Origin of the sequence: Streptomyces sp. WG7, from assembly GCF_049975785.1 — a bacterium.
In the GTDB taxonomy this organism is placed as follows: domain Bacteria; phylum Actinomycetota; class Actinomycetes; order Streptomycetales; family Streptomycetaceae; genus Streptomyces.
The window spans coordinates 73,659-90,478 of sequence record NZ_JBNGGE010000011.1 but is presented as its reverse complement, the minus strand read 5'-3'; the positions used below and the strand labels follow the sequence as shown (position 1 = coordinate 90,478).

The 16,820-nt window shown below is 72.0% G+C and carries 13 protein-coding genes and 1 tRNA gene; 7 read left to right on the top strand and 7 right to left on the bottom strand.

Going from position 1 to position 16,820, the window contains the following annotated elements:
- Nucleotides 1-11: 11 nt before the first annotated feature.
- Together ACP4J0_RS14445 and ACP4J0_RS14440 are read right to left on the bottom strand one after the other, a co-directional pair.
- The gene (locus tag ACP4J0_RS14445) at nt 12-941 is read right to left on the bottom strand and encodes an ABC transporter permease (protein WP_426599065.1); all 930 of its coding nucleotides are present in this window, start codon (nt 939-941) and stop codon (nt 12-14) included.
- 1 nt (nt 942) lies between these two features.
- On the bottom strand, nt 943-2,535 hold the full coding sequence (locus ACP4J0_RS14440; protein ID WP_426599064.1) for an ABC transporter substrate-binding protein: 1,593 nt from the start codon (nt 2,533-2,535) through the stop codon (nt 943-945).
- Between the two features lie 257 nt (nt 2,536-2,792).
- On the opposite strand from ACP4J0_RS14440, the gene ACP4J0_RS14435 reads away from it, so the two are divergent.
- The 3 genes from ACP4J0_RS14435 to ACP4J0_RS14425 all read left to right on the top strand — a co-directional run bounded on the left by ACP4J0_RS14435 (nt 2,793) and on the right by ACP4J0_RS14425 (nt 5,328).
- A complete protein-coding gene (locus tag ACP4J0_RS14435; protein ID WP_426599063.1) occupies nt 2,793-3,773 on the top strand; it encodes a 2-hydroxyacid dehydrogenase in 981 nt (326 codons plus the stop codon).
- Between the two features lie 172 nt (nt 3,774-3,945).
- A complete protein-coding gene (locus tag ACP4J0_RS14430; RefSeq protein WP_426599062.1) occupies nt 3,946-4,410 on the top strand; it encodes an NAD(P)-dependent oxidoreductase in 465 nt (154 codons plus the stop codon).
- Nucleotides 4,411-4,680: 270 nt separating this feature from the next.
- The gene (locus ACP4J0_RS14425; RefSeq protein WP_426599061.1) at nt 4,681-5,328 is read left to right on the top strand and encodes a dihydrofolate reductase family protein; all 648 of its coding nucleotides are present in this window, start codon (nt 4,681-4,683) and stop codon (nt 5,326-5,328) included.
- Nucleotides 5,329-5,638: 310 nt separating this feature from the next.
- On the opposite strand, the gene ACP4J0_RS14420 is transcribed toward ACP4J0_RS14425, so the two are convergent.
- A complete protein-coding gene (locus ACP4J0_RS14420; protein ID WP_426599060.1) occupies nt 5,639-6,592 on the bottom strand; it encodes a Ku protein in 954 nt (317 codons plus the stop codon).
- 210 nt (nt 6,593-6,802) lie between these two features.
- Between ACP4J0_RS14420 and ACP4J0_RS14415 the strand changes: the two genes are divergently transcribed.
- The gene (locus ACP4J0_RS14415; RefSeq protein WP_426599059.1) at nt 6,803-8,866 is read left to right on the top strand and encodes a SpoIIE family protein phosphatase; all 2,064 of its coding nucleotides are present in this window, start codon (nt 6,803-6,805) and stop codon (nt 8,864-8,866) included.
- Between the two features lie 93 nt (nt 8,867-8,959).
- A complete protein-coding gene (locus ACP4J0_RS14410) occupies nt 8,960-9,631 on the top strand; it encodes a CBS domain-containing protein (RefSeq protein WP_426599058.1) in 672 nt (223 codons plus the stop codon).
- Here ACP4J0_RS14410 and ACP4J0_RS14405 read toward each other — a convergent pair.
- Nucleotides 9,579-10,556 (bottom strand): RNA polymerase sigma-70 factor, encoded by a 978-nt coding sequence (locus ACP4J0_RS14405; RefSeq protein WP_426599057.1) that lies wholly within the window; start codon nt 10,554-10,556, stop codon nt 9,579-9,581. The genes ACP4J0_RS14410 and ACP4J0_RS14405 overlap by 53 nt on opposite strands.
- 197 nt (nt 10,557-10,753) lie before the next feature.
- On the opposite strand from ACP4J0_RS14405, the gene ACP4J0_RS14400 reads away from it, so the two are divergent.
- Nucleotides 10,754-11,452, top strand: coding sequence for an NAD(P)-dependent oxidoreductase (locus tag ACP4J0_RS14400; RefSeq protein ID WP_426599056.1), 699 nt, complete (start codon nt 10,754-10,756; stop codon nt 11,450-11,452).
- Between the two features lie 260 nt (nt 11,453-11,712).
- On the opposite strand, the gene ACP4J0_RS14395 is transcribed toward ACP4J0_RS14400, so the two are convergent.
- Nucleotides 11,713-13,098: a S28 family serine protease gene (locus tag ACP4J0_RS14395; protein WP_426599055.1), complete on the bottom strand. Its 1,386-nt coding sequence runs from the start codon at nt 13,096-13,098 to the stop codon at nt 11,713-11,715.
- Between the two features lie 214 nt (nt 13,099-13,312).
- Nucleotides 13,313-15,532: an MMPL family transporter gene (locus ACP4J0_RS14390; RefSeq protein WP_426599054.1), complete on the bottom strand. Its 2,220-nt coding sequence runs from the start codon at nt 15,530-15,532 to the stop codon at nt 13,313-13,315.
- A 478-nt stretch (nt 15,533-16,010) separates the two neighbouring features.
- Here ACP4J0_RS14390 and ACP4J0_RS14385 point away from each other — a divergent pair, with 478 nt between their 5' ends.
- Nucleotides 16,011-16,550, top strand: coding sequence for a DinB family protein (locus tag ACP4J0_RS14385; RefSeq protein ID WP_426599053.1), 540 nt, complete (start codon nt 16,011-16,013; stop codon nt 16,548-16,550).
- A 157-nt stretch (nt 16,551-16,707) separates the two neighbouring features.
- On the opposite strand, the gene ACP4J0_RS14380 is transcribed toward ACP4J0_RS14385, so the two are convergent.
- Nucleotides 16,708-16,782 (bottom strand) — tRNA-Leu (locus tag ACP4J0_RS14380).
- Nucleotides 16,783-16,820: the final 38 nt, after the last annotated feature.

The following is a 16,820-nucleotide window of genomic DNA, read 5'->3' as shown; positions in this document are numbered from 1 at the left end:
GCCTCCTTCGCTCACGCCGGCACCGCCTGACGTACGCGGGGGTCGGCCAGCGCGTGGCAGACGTCGACGAGGATGTTGAGCACGAAGATCGTCACCGCGGTCAGGAGAACGGCTGCCTGCAGCACCGCGAAGTCACGCTGCAGGATCGAGTCGATCATGAGCTTGCCGATGCCGGGCCAGCCGAAGATCGTCTCGACGATCACCGCGCCGTTGACCAGGCCGACCGTCAGGTCGCCCGCCACGGTCAGCACCGGCGTCACGGCGTTGCGCAGGGCGTGGCCGAAGACCACTCGCCGGGGTGTGGCGCCCTTGGCCCGGGCGATCTTGACGTAGGGCGCGGACAGCGCGGTGACCATACTGCCGCGGACCACCTGGACCAGCACGCCGAAGGGGCGGATGAGCAGGGTCGCGACGGGCAGCACCCATATCTCGGGGCCGCCGAGCGTGCCCGAGGTCGGCAGCAGTCCGAGGCTCACACCGAAGACCAGCACGCCCATGATGGCGAACCAGAAGTCGGGGATGCTCGCGGCCGTCATCGACAGCAGGCTGGCGATCCTGTCGACCAGCGAGTTGGGGCGGTATGCGGCGAGGCTGCCGACCAGCACGGCTCCGGTGATCGCCAGCAGCATGGTCACGCCGGCGAGCTGGAGCGTGACGGGAAAGGCGTCGGTCACCATCGAACCCGCCGACTGCCCGGTCCGCAGGGAGGTGCCGAAGTCCAGGTGCGCGACGTCCACGAGGTAGTTCCACAACTGCGCCGGGATCGAGAGGTCGAAGCCCTGCGCGGCGGAGAACTCCGCACGCTGCTCGGGGGTGGCGCTCAGGGGGAGGTAGAGGTCCACGGGATCGCCGGTCATCCGGGACAGGAAGAACACGCCCAGGACCACGCAGATCAGGGGGACGGCACTGGAGACCACGCGTTTGCGCAGGAAGGGGATCATGTCAGGGCTTCGCCCCCTCGGCCGGACGGACCTCGGCCAGCCGCAGTTCGTCTCCGGTGGCGGAGTTCGGTTCGTACCGGATCGACCGTGACAGGCCCAGCAGCCCGTTCATGTGGGCGAGATGGGCGTACTGGACGACGGAGTCGTTCTGCTCGGCGAAGAGGCCGGCGAACGCCTTCTGACGCCGCTCGCCGGAGAGGGCGCCCGCCTCGGCGATGCGCCGGTCCAGGTGCTCCGTGCCGAACGTCGACTGTGGGCCGTCGCTCAGCAGGTACTGGCTGGCGGTGAAGGCCGCGTCACCGGCCTGGTTGCCGTGCATGACCAGCAGGGCGACGGGGCCGACGTCCTCGGGCAGCGGACGCAGCAGGTACTGGAGGTGGGTGGCGGTGTCGGCCATACGGACCCGGACGTTCAGGCCGATCTCCCGCAGCTGGTACTGCAGGGCCTCCGCCGTCTCCGACACCCCGGAGAACATGCCGTTGCGGGCGACGAGGGTGATCTGCCGGCCGGTGGGCACGCCGTCGGCCGACGCCTCCTCCACCAGGGCGCGGGCCTCGCCGACGTCCTGCCGGGTCGGTTCGATCCCGTCGCCGTGTCCCACCACTCCGGGCGGGACCAGTTGGGCCGCCGGTTCGGCGAGACCGCCGAGCAGGGCGTCGATGATGCCCTCGCGGTCCACGGCCAGGTCGATCGCCCGGCGCACCCGGAGGTCGTCGAGTGGGGGCTCTCGGCCGTCCAGCCGCAGCGCGGTCGTCTCGTTGTTGGGGTACGCGGCCGTCGTGTCCTTCTCCTCTTCCATCGGGTCCAGCGCCACGGCGATCTCCGCCTCACCCTTGTCGATCATGGCCGCGCGCACACTGGCGTCGCCGCGCCAGACGTAGCGGGCCCGTGCGAAGGCGGGGGCCTCGCCCCAGTAGTCGTCGAAGCGGTCGAGGGAGATGGCCGCTCCGGGCTGCCAGGAGCGGACGGCGTAGGGGCCGGTACCGATCGGGACACGGACTTTCGCCCCGGTGTCCGTGGTGCGGGGCACGATCTCCACGAAGCTCAGGCGCAGTGGCAGGATGGGGTCCGGTTTCTCGGTGGTGACGGTCAGTCGGCCGTCGTCGACCGCCTCCACCCGGAGGTCCTCGTCGCCGAAGACGTAGCCCTCGACGTTGCAGGCCAGGTCGGAGTTGACCGCCCGGTCGATGGAGAAAGCGGCGTCCTTCGCGGTGAAGGGCGCGCCGTTCTGGAAGGTCACCCCGGAGCGGATGCCGAAGGTCCAGGTGCGGGGCGTGGTCTGCTTCCAGCCGGTCGACAGCAGGGGGTGCAGCTCACCGGACGCGGGATCTCGTTCGACCAGGGGTTCGGTGATGTTGGACCGGACGACTACTCCGGTGCCGGTCAGTGACGCCTCACAGGGTTCCAGGGTCGGCGGTTCCTGGGTGAGTACCACCCGCAGGGTACGGCCGTCGGCGCGGCCGGTGTCGCCACCCGCGCTGTTGGCCACGGCGCACCCACTGGACAGGAGCACGGTGCCCGCCAGCAGGATCGCGCCGATCGTGCGGGGCCGCCCTGGTGCGGCGCGCCGGGGGGATGGGGCGGAGGGCTTCATCGTCGCGTGTCTCCGGGGAAGTGCTGATGTGACGCGTTCCGAACACGGGGTATGGGCCGGCCACCCCGAGCTGTCTACACTTGCGCACTCGGTCTGTATCTGTGAACGCCGAAGCTAAACCGGCGCAATGGCAGCGTCAAGACATACGGAGGACCGGACATCCCCCGCACCCGGTCCCGCGCCCCGCACCCGATCCCGCGTGGACGCTTCGGGCGCCGCACCTGACGACCCCTCAACCGAACGACTGGAGCCCCGCCTTGCCGAACTCCCCTGCCGCCCCCGGCTCCCAGGGCACCGTCCTCCAGGTGTCCCCCCTGCTCCCCGCACTGGAGAACGCGCTGACCGAGCAGTACCGCACGGTCCGCCTGCCGGAACTGACCGACCCGGCCGCCTACTTGCGCGATCACGGACGTGAGGTGGTGGCGGCCGTGACGAGCGCGCGGACCGGCGTGAGCGACGCCCTGATGGACGCCCTGCCGCGGCTGGGGGCGATCGTGCACTTCGGCGTCGGCCACGAGACCACGGACGTCGTCCGCGCCCGCGCCCGGGGCATCGATGTCAGCAACACCCCGGACGTCCTCACCGACTGCGTGGCCGACCTCGCCGTCGGCGCCCTGATCGACGTCATGCGCCGGATGTCGGCCGCCGACCGGTACGTACGCGACGGACGTTGGGGCGCCGCGCCCTTCCCGCTCGCCGACCGGGTGAGCGGGAAGCGGGTCGGCATCCTGGGGCTGGGCCGGATCGGCCGGGCCGTCGCGCGCCGGCTCGAGGGCTTCGGCGCCGGCATCGCGTACTGTTCGCGCGTCCCGGTGCCCGATGCCGGCTACCGGCACCTGCCCACCGCGCAGGCCCTCGCCGAGGCCTGCGACGCGCTCGTGGTCACCGTCGCCGGAGGCCGGGGCACCCGGGGCCTGGTCTCGGAAGCGGTACTGGACGCGCTCGGCCCGCGCGGCTATCTGGTCAACGTCGCACGGGGCAGCGTCGTCGACGAGCCGGCGCTGGTCGCGGCGGTCGGGGCGGGACGGATCGCGGGGGCGGCACTCGACGTCTTCGCCGACGAACCGAACGTGCCGCGGGCGCTGCTGGATTCGGACCGGGTGGTGCTGCTCCCGCACATCGCCAGCGCCACACGGGAGACGCGTGCGGCCATGGCCGACCTGGCGCTGCGCAACGTGCGGCGGTTCATGACCGAGGGCGTCCTGCTCACCCCGGTGCCGGACCGGCCGGCCCGTTGACACCGCACCAGGCCGTGCCTCCTACTGGATACCCATGAATGAGAACGCCGACTACATATGGGGACGGCCATGCATGGCGGGCCCCTCCGAACGCATCGTCGATGTCGCTCGCCGTGACTCCCGTGACCTTCCGGGATCCTCCCCTGCTCGACTCGGTCGGCATGCCCGTGCCGTGCTGGGCGCCGACCGCGCGCTGCGCGCCGGGCGGTGGCACAACGCGGCCGTCGCCCCCCGCACCCCCTTCGGTACGACGCTGACCGGTCGCCGGGCGGGAATCATCGGGTTCGGCGAGACCGGCACCGAGGTCGCCCGGCTGTGCCAGGCGGCCGGCCTGCGGGTGCGCGCGGTTCGGTGCGACCCCACGGCCCCCGTCCCCACCGGTCCGCGGCCCGACGGGGTCGGCGGCAACGACCGGATGCCCGGCCTGCTCGCCGAGTCCGACGTCGTGGTGGTCATGGTCCCCCTCGGCCCCGCCACCCGCGGCCTGGTCGGCCCGGCCGAACTGGCGGAGCTCATCGCCGAGGGACGGGGCGTACTCGGTGGAGCCGCCGGCCCGACCGCGTCGCCGGCGCGGCGGAAGCCCGGGTTTCCGGACGAGCGGTCCAGGGGGCCGGAGGAGCGGACGGCGACCCGGTAGCGGTTGTGGTCGCGGGAGGAGCCGTGGCACGGACAGGAGCCGCCGCGCTCCCCCGGGGCGTCCGCACCACGCCTGGATCTGCCGGGGCGGGCCCGCGCGGGCGACCGGCGCCGGCGGCCCGGGACCGCTCGGGCCCGCATGAATTGCGCTGGTCCATGAGACCTGGGAGGAATGGGCATGGGGCGTCACGGCATCGGGGCGGCCGTCATCGCTGCGTGGCCGAGCCGCTCGGACGAAGCTCGGCCGGCGGAAGGTAAGGAGTCGCCAGTCATGTCACTCTGCCGCGTCCACAACTTCTCCGTCTCGCTCGACGGCTTCGGCACCGGTGAGGGCCAGAGCCACGAGGAGCCGTTCGGCCACGCCGGCGAAAGGCTGCACGAGTGGATGTTCGCCACCCGGTGGTGGCACGAGATGACGGGCCGGCCCGGCGGGACCGGCGGCATCGACGACGCCTTCGCACGGAAGTTCGCACCCGGGATCGGTGCCGAGATCATGGGCGCCCGTAAATTCGGCCACCCCGGATGGCACGAGGACCCGGAATGGAAGGGGTGGTGGGGGCCCAACCCGCCGTTCCACACCCCGGCCTTCATCCTCACCCATCATCCGCGCCCGTCGATCGAGATGGAGGGCGGCACGACGTTCCACTTCCTCGACGCCGCGCCCGACAAGGCCCTCGACGCGGCTCGCGAGGCCGCGGGCGGCCAGGACGTCCGCATCGGCGGAGGGCCCACCGTGATCCGCGACTTCCTCACCGCCGGGCTCATCGACCACATGCACGTCGTGGTGGTCCCGATCCTGCTCGGCCGAGGCGTACGCCTCTGGGACGGACTGGAGGGCCTCGAGAAGAACTACCGGGTCGAGGCCACCTCCTCGCCCAGCGGAGTGACACATGTGACCTTCACCCGTGCGGGCCTGTGAGCCTCCTCGGTCGCGGACCCGGAACGCGGATGGGGCCCGAGGCCCTGTCCGTCCGTCGTTCCGGGCCGGCCACCGCCCGGTGACCGCCCACTCGTCGGCTCTCGCATGCGCCGGCCGGCCCCGAAGCCGTACGCCACATCGACGGGTACGCGATCCGGCCGGGGTTCTGGGACGACGGTTCCTGCGACGACGGGTCCCGGGCCGGGGCACCCGGAGACGCTCCGGCTCCGGCGCCGTTCCCCTCCAAGGACGCGCGCTCGCCCCCGACCAGCCGGATCCGCCGGCAGCCCTCCGTCCCGGGACAGCACACCTAGGCGGTTCTCGGTTTGCGGGCGGGGGCCTTCTTCGCGGTCGTCCGCTTCGCGGCCGTCCCCCTCGCCGCGGACTTCTTGCCGGGTGCTTTCTCGACCGGCGTCTTCCCGGCCGCGGCCTTCCTCTTCGGCCCGGGCAACTCGTGCACCTCCGCGTGCCCGCCCTCGCCCCGGGACTCCTTCGCCTTGGAGACGGACTCCTGCAGGGCGGCCATCAGATCCAGCACCTGACCCGGCTGCTCCTCCCTCTCCGGCGCCGCCGGCGGTGCCTTGTGCTCGCGCTTCGCCTCGATCAGCCCCGCGACGGCGTCCGTGTAGGTGTCCTGGAACTCATCCCCCTCCAGGTCGTCGCGGGTCATCGTGTCCATCAGCGCGAGCGCGCCTTCGATCTCCTCCTCGGACACGTCGACCGGGGGCGGTGTGAGGGAGGACGGATCACGGACCTCGTCGGGCCAGCGCATCGCGTGCAGCACGATCGCCTCGTCCCGCACCCGCAGCAGGCCCAGCCGTTCCCGGCCCGACCACGCGTACCTCGCCACCGCCACCTTCGACGACCGCGCCAGCGCCTGGCGCAGCAGCTTGTAGGGCTTCGCGGCCACCTGGCCGTCCGGCTGCAGGTAGTAACCGTCGCCGATCCTGATCGGATCCACGGACGACAGCGGAACGAACGCCACGATCTCGATGGCCTTCGCGGCCGGCAGCGGCAGTTCGCGCAGGTCCTCGTCGGTGACCGGAACGATCTGCGTGCTGGTCAGCTCGTAGCCCCTGCCGATCTCGTCGGAGCCGACCTCCCGGTCCTCCAGCTCACAGACCTTGCGGGTCCGGATTCTGCCCTGGTCCGCCAGGTGGTACCGGTGGAACCGGATGCTGTGGTCCTCGGTCGCGCCGACCACATGGATCGGCACCGTGACCAGGCCGAACGAGATGGCACCGCTCCAGATCGACCGGGGCATGGACGCACCTCTCCACAGGAAGCCCCGAGCAACACCAGCGTATGAGCGCCACGGCGGCCCCGCACGCGCGCCACCGGCCCCGGCCGCACGCCGGCGCACCCCGCATGCCATCACGACGAGACGGGCGTAGTGTCCTCATATGCGTGATGTTCGGTGTGGCTGGCGTCGAGCAGCCCTGCCGGAGCCGGCGCGGATTCGGGCGGACATCTGATGGACGCCGCAATGGCTGCCGTGGTGCGGGAGAGCGGGGCGTTCGGAGGGCTGTTGTACGTGCTGCCGCCGGGCGACAACGCCCTGTGGCAGGTCCTGGTCGCGGGGGTCCCCCAGGAGTTCGCCACTCCGTGGATGCGCGTCGCGCTGACCGATCCGATGCCGGTGGCGGACGCCGTCCGCGAGCGGCGCCTGGTATGGGTCGGCGGCCGGGAGGAGATGGCGCGCCGGTATCCGCGGCCGGCGCTGGTACTGCCGTACGACTTCGCGCTGGCGGCCACTCCGCTCGCGTCGGATGCCACCCTCCGGGGCGGGCTGGTGCTGCTGTGGCCCGGGACGCATTCGGCGCAGCTGAGCCCCGAGGAACGCGACGTCATCCAGAGGGGCTGCCGCCGCCTGGGCGGGCTCCTGCAGCAGGCGGCGGACCGCGGCGATCCGCTGCTGCCCGCGGACCGGCCCCGGACCCTGCCGCCGCCGGCCCGGCGCACTCCCTCCCCCAGCGAGGCGACCACCCTGTCGGCCTTCGTCGACCGCCTGCCGGGCGGGTACTGCTCGCTGGACATGAACGGACGCATCACCTTCCTCACCCCGGCCGCGGCCGACCTCCTCGGTGCCGGCCGGGACGACCTGGTGGGTGCCCTGCCGTGGGAGGCGCTGCCGTGGATGGACGTCCCCCACGTCGAGGACCGCTACCGGGCCGCGATGGTCAGCCGCCGGCCGCAGGCCTTCACCGTCCTACGCCCCCCGGAGACCTGGCTGGCCTTCGAGCTGTACCCGGACGCCACCGGCCTCAGCGTCCGCATCGCGCGTGGCAGCCCGGCCGAGGATGCCCCCCTGCCCGGTTCCGTACCGACCGCCGGCCCCAGCCGCGCCGCCGTTCTGTACCACCTGATGCATCTGGCCTCCACCCTCACCGAGGCCGTCGGTGTCCAGGACGTGGTCGAGCAGACCGCCGACCAGTTGCTGCCCGCACTGGGGGCGCAGGCCATGGTGCTGATGACCGCGCAGGACGGCCGCCTGAAGATCCTCGGCCACCGCGGCTACCGCACCGAGATCATGGACAGGTTCGACGCCGTCCCCCTGAGCTCGGACATCCCCGGCGCCGACGTTCTCGCCACCGGTGTCCCGGGCTTCTTCGCGTCCTTCGCCGACATGCAGCGCGCCTACCCGGCCACCGTGCACGAGGACGGGATGGCCGCATGGGCCGTTCTGCCGTTGATCTCGTCCGGCCGCCCCATCGGCTCCCTCCTCATCGCCTACCAACGGCCCCACGCCTTCCCGCCCGGCGAACGAGCCGCTCTCACCTCACTGGCCGGACTGGTCGGGCAGGCACTGGACCGTGCCCGTCTCTACGACGCCAAGGACCACCTCGCCCACCGCCTGCAGTCCGCCCTGCTGCCGCACACCCTCCCCCGTGTGCCCGGCCTCGAGGTCGCCGCCCGCTACCTTCCGGCCGCCCGCGGCCTGGGCATCGGCGGCGACTTCTACGACCTGATCCGCCTCGACGAGCACACGGCCAGCGCCACCATCGGCGACGTGCAGGGCCACAACGTGGACGCCGCGGCCCTCATGGGACAGGTGCGCACCGCCGTCCACGCCCACGCCACCGTGGGGGCGACCCCCGACGACGTCCTGGCCCGTACCAACCGCCTGCTCACCGACCTGGACCCCGGCCTGTTCACCAGCTGCGTCTACGTCCACCTGGACCTCGCCACGCACCGCGCCTGCCTGGCCACCGCCGGCCACCCGCCCCCTCTCGTGCGCCATGCCGACGGACGCACCGAACTCCTGCGGATACCACCCGGACTGCTGCTCGGCATCGAGCCCGACGCCCTCTACTCGGCGCTGGAATTCAGCCTGCCGCCCGGCAGCGTGCTCGCCCTCTACACCGACGGACTCGTCGAAGCCCCCGGAGTCGACCTCGACGACGCGATCGCGGCCCTCGCGGGGCTCCTCGAACACGCCGACCCCACCGACCTCGACGCCATGGCCGACGCCCTCGTACGGCACGCGCCCGCCCCCGAGGACGACATCGCCCTGCTGCTCATCAGTCCCCGTACGTGACACAGGGGCACTCCCGCGGGCGGCGGATCGTTTCACGGACAAGAAGGACGAACGCCGGTCGACACAGGCCGGCAGCGGAGGAGAAGACCCTTAATGAAGCACCAGAAGGTGTGCGATCTGATGAGCGACGCCGTGGTCCGCGTCCAGCGCGGCACACCGTTCAAGGAGATCGCACACCTGCTGCAGGAGTACGACATCACGGCGGTGCCCGTCGTGGACGAGGAGAACCGTCCCGTGGGGGTGGTGTCCGAGGCGGACCTCCTGCAGAAGATGTGGGGCACGGATTCCGACCGTTCCCCCGCGTACGAGGAGCGGTCCCGGCCGGACGGTGGCAAGGCGTCCGCCACGGACGCGGCGGGCCTCATGACCTCCCCCGCGGTCTGCGCCCGCGAGAGCTGGAGCGTCGTCGACGCCGCCCGTGTGATGGCCCGGCACGGCATCAAGCGGCTCCTGGTCGTCGACGAAGCGGGGCGGCTGATCGGGGTCGTCAGCAGAAGCGACCTGCTGCGGGTCTTCCTGCGCACGGACCGGGCGATCCGAACCGAGATCATCGAAGAGGCCCTGGTCAACGCCCTGGGTCTGGCTCCCTCGTCGGTGCAGGTGGATGTGACGCACGGACATGTCGTCCTCAGCGGCCGGCTCCCCGACCACGTGTCCGTCCCCGCGCTGGAAGAACACTGCCGCCGCGTCGACGGCGTCGTCGCCGTGGAGTTCAGACCGGCGGGAGAGGCCGACGCCGGGGGCTCGGTTTCCGTCGGTCCCTGACCTCGTCGCGAAGCCCGGAGAACTTGTCGGGGTTCGTGACGAGGTAGATGCCGGAGACCTGGCCGCCTTCCCAAGGCAGGTCCACGACCATGACGGCGTACGGGGAATCGCCGGTGAAGACCACCGCGGCGGGGTCGCCGTTCACGCTGCGGAACCGCACGTCCAGGCCTTCCGGCGGCCGGGAGGCGAAGCCGGCCAGCGTGCGTGCCACCTTGTCGCGTCCGTGAACGGGCCGCAGGGCCGCACGTGCCTTGCCGCCGCCGTCCGTCCACAGCGTGACGTCGGGGGCCAGGATCTCCATGAGCGTGGCCAGGTCACCCCCGAGGGCCGCAGCCACGAAGCGCTCGGTCACCTGCTGCTGGAGGTGCGGGCGCGTACGGAAGCGGGGACGCCGGGCCCGGACGTGCGCGCGGGCCCGGTGTGAGAGCTGACGCACGGCGGCCGGGGTGCGGTCGAGGATGTCGGCGATCTCCGGGTGGGCGTATCCGAACACCTCGTGGAGGACGAACACCGCCCGCTCCAGTGGACTGAGGGATTCCAGCACCACGAGGAGCGCCATCGACACCGACTCGGTACGCAACGCCTGATCGGCCGCGTCGGCGACGTCCTCGGTGACGAGCGGTTCGGGCAGCCACGGCCCCACGTAGGTCTCGCGGCGCCGCCGGATGCCGGCCCGCCGGGCGAGCGCGTGGTTGACCGCCACGCGCACGAGGTACGCCCGCGGATTGCCGATGGCCGCCTGCGGGGAGCGACGCGTCCTGTCCGCCCACGACAGCCAGGAATCCTGGAGTACGTCCTCGGTGTCCGCGACACTCCCGAGCATGTTGTAGACGACGGAGAACAGCAGCTCGCGATGGTCGACGAACACCTGTGTCGCCGCGTCCACCGTGCCGTCCGCCGCCACGTCCTCGGGCCCCTCCCGCATGGCACACCTCCTGGTTCGGCCACTCCTCCCTAAGATGCGAACGCCCCGCGGAGTGTGACATCCGGCCGGAGACAGTTCCCTGCCCCTCCCCGGACCGCCGGTGTCACATTCGGTCTCCCCGCCGCCTCTTGAACGGTGCAGGAACAGCGAAGCCGGTACGCCGGCACCACCGATCACCGATCTGGACGGAGAGCCACATGAAACTCGTGATCTTCGGGGCGAACGGACCCACGGGACGGCTGGCCACCGAGCAGGCCCTCGCTGAGGGTCACAGCGTCACCGCCGTGACGCGCCGGCCCGGCGCGTTCCCGCTGAGCGATCCACTGCTGCACGTGGTGCGCGCGGACGTACGTGACCCGGACGCGGTCGCACGCGCCGTAGCGGGACAGGAGGCGGTGGTCTCCACGCTCGGGGCGCCCTACGGCCGCGCCCCCGTGACGGTCTATTCGGACGGTGCCACCCACATCGTGAAGGCCATGACGCGGCACGGCGTACGGCGCCTGGTCTGTGTGACCTCCACCGTGCTCTTCGGCGTGCCCGCTCCGGGCGAGTCACTGCTCTTCCGCAAAGTGCTGGAACCCTTCGTCACCGGCTTCCTGGGCCGCACGGTCTACGACGACATGCGGCGCATGGAGGCCCTGCTCGCCGGCACCGACCGCGACTGGACCGTGATCCGCCCCGCCGGGCTCTTCGACGCCCCGGTCGTGAGCGACTACCACGTGGCCGAGGCGCGCCTGCCCGGCCGGTACACCGCACGCGCCGATCTCGCGAACGTGCTGCTGCGCCACGCGGTGGGCGACTTGTCCGGGCGCCATCTGCGCACGTTCGTCGACGTCCGCACCACGGAAGGCGTCCCGGGCCTCCTCGATGTCCTCAGGAAGGAGGCGTTCGGGTAGGACGCGCCCGTGCCCGTCTCCGGGGAGGGGGCGGGCACGGGGGGGCGCGGTCGGACTCCTGTGGAGTCCACCGTGTTGGGCGACCGCGCCGCGGGCCCCGGCACCGCGGCCGGCGCGGGAGCGGGGCTGCCCCCGCCGGCCCCGAGCGCTTCCGACTCCCCTGCGGCACGCCACTGCGGTACCACGCTCGGCTGACCGACAGCAGCCTCGGCGAAGCGCCGGCCGACGCCGCCCGGGACCTCTGAGGATCTCGTCTCCCGTCAGCCCGCTGCGTCGGCCGGGTCACCGGCCCACCGGCGGAGGGCGGCCGTGGCGTCGGCTCGGGCGGTGGGCGGAAGGTCCGCGATGCCGACGTGGTGGTTGACACCGGGCGCCCAGTGGACGCGGGAGTCGCGGGAGCCGGGGCCGACGCGGAAGTGCTCGGCGACGGCCGGGTCCTGGTCTCCGTTGACGAAGAGGAGGCGGCTCCCGTGCCGACGGACCCAGCGGTCGATGTCGGGCATCGCACGGCGGTCGAAGCGCATCGGGATGTCCCGGGGGACGAAGTTGCGGGGCTCAACGGCGTCCGGGTGACGCAGGAGGCCGACCAGATGGGCGGTCTGGACGTCGAAGTACCCGAGCTGGGTCCCGAGTTGGTAGAAGTACGGGACGTGCTCCTCCAGGACCGGGTCGGAGTAGGCGGAGAGCAGCGCGGTGGCGTCCAGCCAGCGGTAGATTTCCTCGGTCGTCGCGTCCGGCGCGGGGACGTCGGGGCAGTGGGAGGCGCCCCGGTTCTGCCAGAACATCAACGGGGCGCGCAGCACGGCCGTTTCGAAGGCCTTGTCGGCGCTGCCGACGATGCGGAAGGTGCTGCCGGTGGACGCCGCCCATGCTTCGTAGCGGTCGACCATCTCCTCGCGGCGCAGGAGGGCCTGCCGCTGCACCGTCTCGAGGGCGTCGCGGCAGGAGGCGGAGCCGACGGTGTCGAGGAACCGCAGGTAGGCGGAGTCCTCGCGGTCGTCGACGTTGTTCGGCGCGGAGTACGCGACGGTGCCGTCCACGTCATCGGGGTGGAAACGGCGGTGGTAGACGGATGCCATGCCGCCTTTGCTGCCGCCCGTCGAGATCCAGGCACCGCGGTAGAGCCCGCGGAACAGCGACACCACACGGTGGTGGTCCTCGGCGGCCTGGCGGACGGTCTGGTGGGACCAGTCGACGGTCGCCGGGCGCGAGGTGCCGAAGAAGCGGTGCTCGACGCCTATCTGGTTGCCGTCGAGCAGCACGGTCGGCTCGGCCCGTCGCGGCGACAGCGGTACCTCGTACCCCGTGGTGAAGAGCACCGTGGGGCGGTCCGTCGACTTGTGGAGCAGGGTGAGGCGCTGCTCGAAGGTGCCGGCCGATGGATCGGTGTGGTCGACGGGCTGGCGCAGGCCGAGGACGAAGAACCGGTATCCCGGTTCGGCCCCCGGCCGTTCCTCGACGACCCTGAGCCCCGGCAGCGCCCGCAGCGCGTCGAGTACGTCGCCCTGCCGCTGCCCGCCCCCCTCGTCGGCCGCCGTCACGGCTGCCGCCCGAGCGGTCGTCGTGCCCGGCGCCGCGGGCACGACCGCGAGGGACAGCACCCCCATGACCGCCGCCTTCAGCAGGCGTTTTCTCCAGACACTCATCCTGGTCTCCCTCCCCGGCCCGGCCGCAGCGGGCTGTGCCCCGGCACGGCCGGCGTCCGTCCGTCTCCTGCCGACCGCTCCAGTACAGCCGCCGAAGAGTCACGGCAGATCCCCCGCAGGCGGGGAGCGTCTCCCCCGCACGGGGGAGACGCCCGCGGCACGCGAAGGCCCCGGTGGCCTGGGATCCAGGTCACCGGGGCCGTACAGGTGGGTGTCAGACTCCGGCCGTCTCCGGCTCGCGGGGGGATCCGGCGGGCGCGGTGGTGTCGCCGAGCTCCTTGTGGAGCTTCTCGCCCTCGACGTCGACGTTCGGCAGCAGTCGGTCCAGCCACTTGGGCAGCCACCAGGCCTTGGTACCGAGCAGGGCCAGCACGGCCGGCACGATGGCCATACGGACCACGAAGGCGTCGAAGAGGACCGCGATCGCGAGGCCGAAGCCCATCATCTTGATCATGCTGTCGTCCTCCAGGATGAAGCCGGAGAAGACGCTGATCATGATGACCGCGGCCGCCGCGACGACCCGGCCGCCGTGGGTGAATCCCGTGGTGACGGAGTCGGCGGCAGACGATCCGTGGACGTACGCCTCACGCATGCGCGTCACGAGGAAGACCTCGTAGTCCATGGCCAGGCCGAAGACCACGCCGATCATGAAGATGGGCATCATCGACATGATCGGGCCCGGCTGGGCCACCCCGAAGAGGTCGGCGAGCCAGCCCCACTGGAACACCGCGACCACCGCGCCGAGCGCCGCGGCCACCGAGAGCAGGAAGCCCAGGGCCGCCTTGAGCGGGACGAGGATCGAGCGGAAGACCAGCATCAGGAGCAGGAAGGCGAGGCCGACGACCAGGGCCAGATACGGGATGAGCGCGTCGTCCAGGGTCTGCGAGAAGTCGATGGTCATCGCGGTCGCGCCGGTGACCAGCATGGTCGCGCCCGTCTCGGCCCTGATGTCACCGGAGAGCGAACGGATGTCCTCCACCAGCGACTCGGTGGCCGCCTCGCTCGGCCCCGTCTTGGGTACGACCGTGAGGACGGCGGTGTCGCCCGCCTCGTTGAAGTTCGCCGGGGTGACGGCGGCGGCCTCGCCGAGGCCCGTGATCTCCTTGCCGACGGTGTCGGCGGCGGCCTTCGCGTCGTCCGCGTCGCGGGTGTCGATGGTGACCATCAGCGGGCCGTTGAACCCGGCGCCGAAGGACTCGGACAGCATGTCGTAGGCCTTGCGCTGCGTGGTGTCGGGTGCGGAGCTGCCCTCGTCGGGCAGGCCCAGCTCCATGCTCGCGGCCGGCACCGCGACGGCACCGAGGCCGAGCACCGCGGTCAGCAGCACGGTCACCGGGCGCCGCAGCACGAACCGGGCCCAGCGGGTGCCGAGCTTCGGCCTGGCGGACGCGTTCTGCTGTCCGGCGGGCGCCTTGCGGTCCTTGCGGCTGAGCGCCTTCCTGCCCGCGAAGCCGAGCAGTGCCGGGGTGAGGGTGAGCGCGATGAGCACGGCGATGCCGACCGTGGCCGCCGCGGCGAGGCCCATCTTGGTGAGGATCGGGATGTTGACCACCGCGAGGCCCGCCAGGGCGACGATGACGGTGAGTCCCGCGAAGACGACCGCGGAGCCCGCGGTGCCGACCGCGCGTCCCGCGGCGTCCTCCGGGGTGCGGCCCTCGGCGATCTCGGCGCGGTAGCGGGAGACGATGAACAGGGCGTAGTCGATGGCGACCGCGAGGCCGATCATCATGGCGAGGGTGGAGGTCGTGGCGGAGAGTTCGAGCGTGCTGCCGAGCGCCCCGATGGCGGAGATGCCGATGCCGACACCGATGATCGCCGAGAGCAGGGGCATGCCGGCCGCGACGAGCGAGCCGAAGGTCAGCAGGAGCACGATCGCGGCGACGCCGATGCCGATCAGCTCGGCGGTGCCGCCTATCTCCTGCTCGGCCACGACCGCGTCACCGCCGGTCTCGACGGTGAAGCCGTCGCTGCGCGCGTCGTCGGTGGCGGCGACGAGCGAGTCACGGGCCTGGTCGGTCAACTCCATGGCGTTGACCTTGTACGTCACGGAGGCGTACGCGGTCGTACCGTCCTCGCTGACGGCGTCCGCCTCGAACGGGTCGGCCACCGAGGCGACCTGCGGGCCGTCACCGAGGGCCGTCACCAGTTCCTCGACCTGGGCCTTGCCGGCCGGGTCGGAGATCTTCCCGCCGTCGGGGGCGCGGATCACGACGCGTGCGGTGGCGCCCTCGGCACTGGCGGCCGGGAAGCGCTCGTCGAGCAGGTCGAATGCCTTCTGGGACTCGGTGCCGGGCATGGAGAAGGAGTCTTCGGGCGGGGCGGGTGCCGTGGACGCGGCGACACCGGCGCCCACGAGTATGGCCACCCAGAGCAGGGCGACGAGGCCGCGGCGCCGGAACGCGCGTCGGCCGAGTCGATAGAGGAACGTAGCCACCTGGGACCAATCCTTCGGGTTACTGGCAGGACGAAGACCCGGCACATGGGGGAAGGCGGAGACGCTGACCGGGGTGCGCTTCCATACTCACCCGGGGTCTGAGGCATGTGATCCGACCCTGGGTCTGGACTGGCGTACTCCAGTGGGTGTAGTGAGCCGCCGTGCTCCTCTCCCCCGGGTGTAGGGGACAGAGATGGATGTACGCCGCACTTCGTTGCCGCAGGCAGCCGACGCAGGTCAGCAGGTCACCGGCGTCGCACCCGGCGGACCTCGGCGGGACCGTCCAGGGGCGCGGGAACGGGGCGGGTTCTCGCGTGGATGCGGATACCGGTGCGGATGGCCGGCCTGTCGCCCGTCGACGTCTGCCGTGCGGTCCTGAATGTCACGGCGGGTGGGCGACACCGACAGGTACGGTGGTCCGGGGGCGCAACGCGTGGTCCGTGCCCCGAGGCCACGGGGAGGAAAGGGCACACCGAGGATGAGTACACCCCGGACCGATCTGCTGCTCCGTCAGCTCGACGTCGTCTGGGCCCTGTTCGAGTACCACGCCGACGGTCTGGACGATGCCCAGTGCCTGTGGGCGCCCGGCCCGTACCACTGGACCGTCCGGCCGGACGAGCAGGGACGGTGGGTCGCCGACTTCCAGGTGCCGGAGCCCGACCCGGTGCCGGCGCTCACCATCGGATGGGTCACCTGGCACATCGGCTACTGGTGGACTGCCACACTCCGCCACTGCTTCCAGGACCCGGCGCCGTCGGAGCACGAGGAGGTCTTCTGGCCGGGCACCGCCGAAGGCGCCGTGGAGTGGCTGCGCGGACTGCACCAGCAGTGGCGGTCGCGGCTGGACGGCCTCACCGACGCCGAACTCGACTCCACGGAGAGGACCGCCACCCTGCCCTGGGGCGCGGGCATGTCCCTGGCGGACGTCGCGGGCTGGGTCAACGTCGAACTGACCAAGAACGTCGCGGAGATCGGACTCCTGCGTATCCTGCACGGAGCCCGGAACGCCCGCCGCTGACGCCACTGGGAGTCCCACCGGGTGCGGAGTGGGACCGGCGCGGGCGGTGATCCGGGCGTCGCACGGCGAGCGGTGAGTTCGGTGCGGCCACCGAGCGCGTGAGTCCGGTCCGGTCACCGAGCACGTGCGGCCGCAGTGACCGTGCGGTCGAGAAGGGGGCGGGGCGGCCGGATTCGAACCGGCGTCCTCCGAGACGCTGTCGCGGCGCATCACCTCTGTGCTACGACCCCGCCCTGCGGGTGTTCACACGTGGCGCTTCCGCGCTCCGGC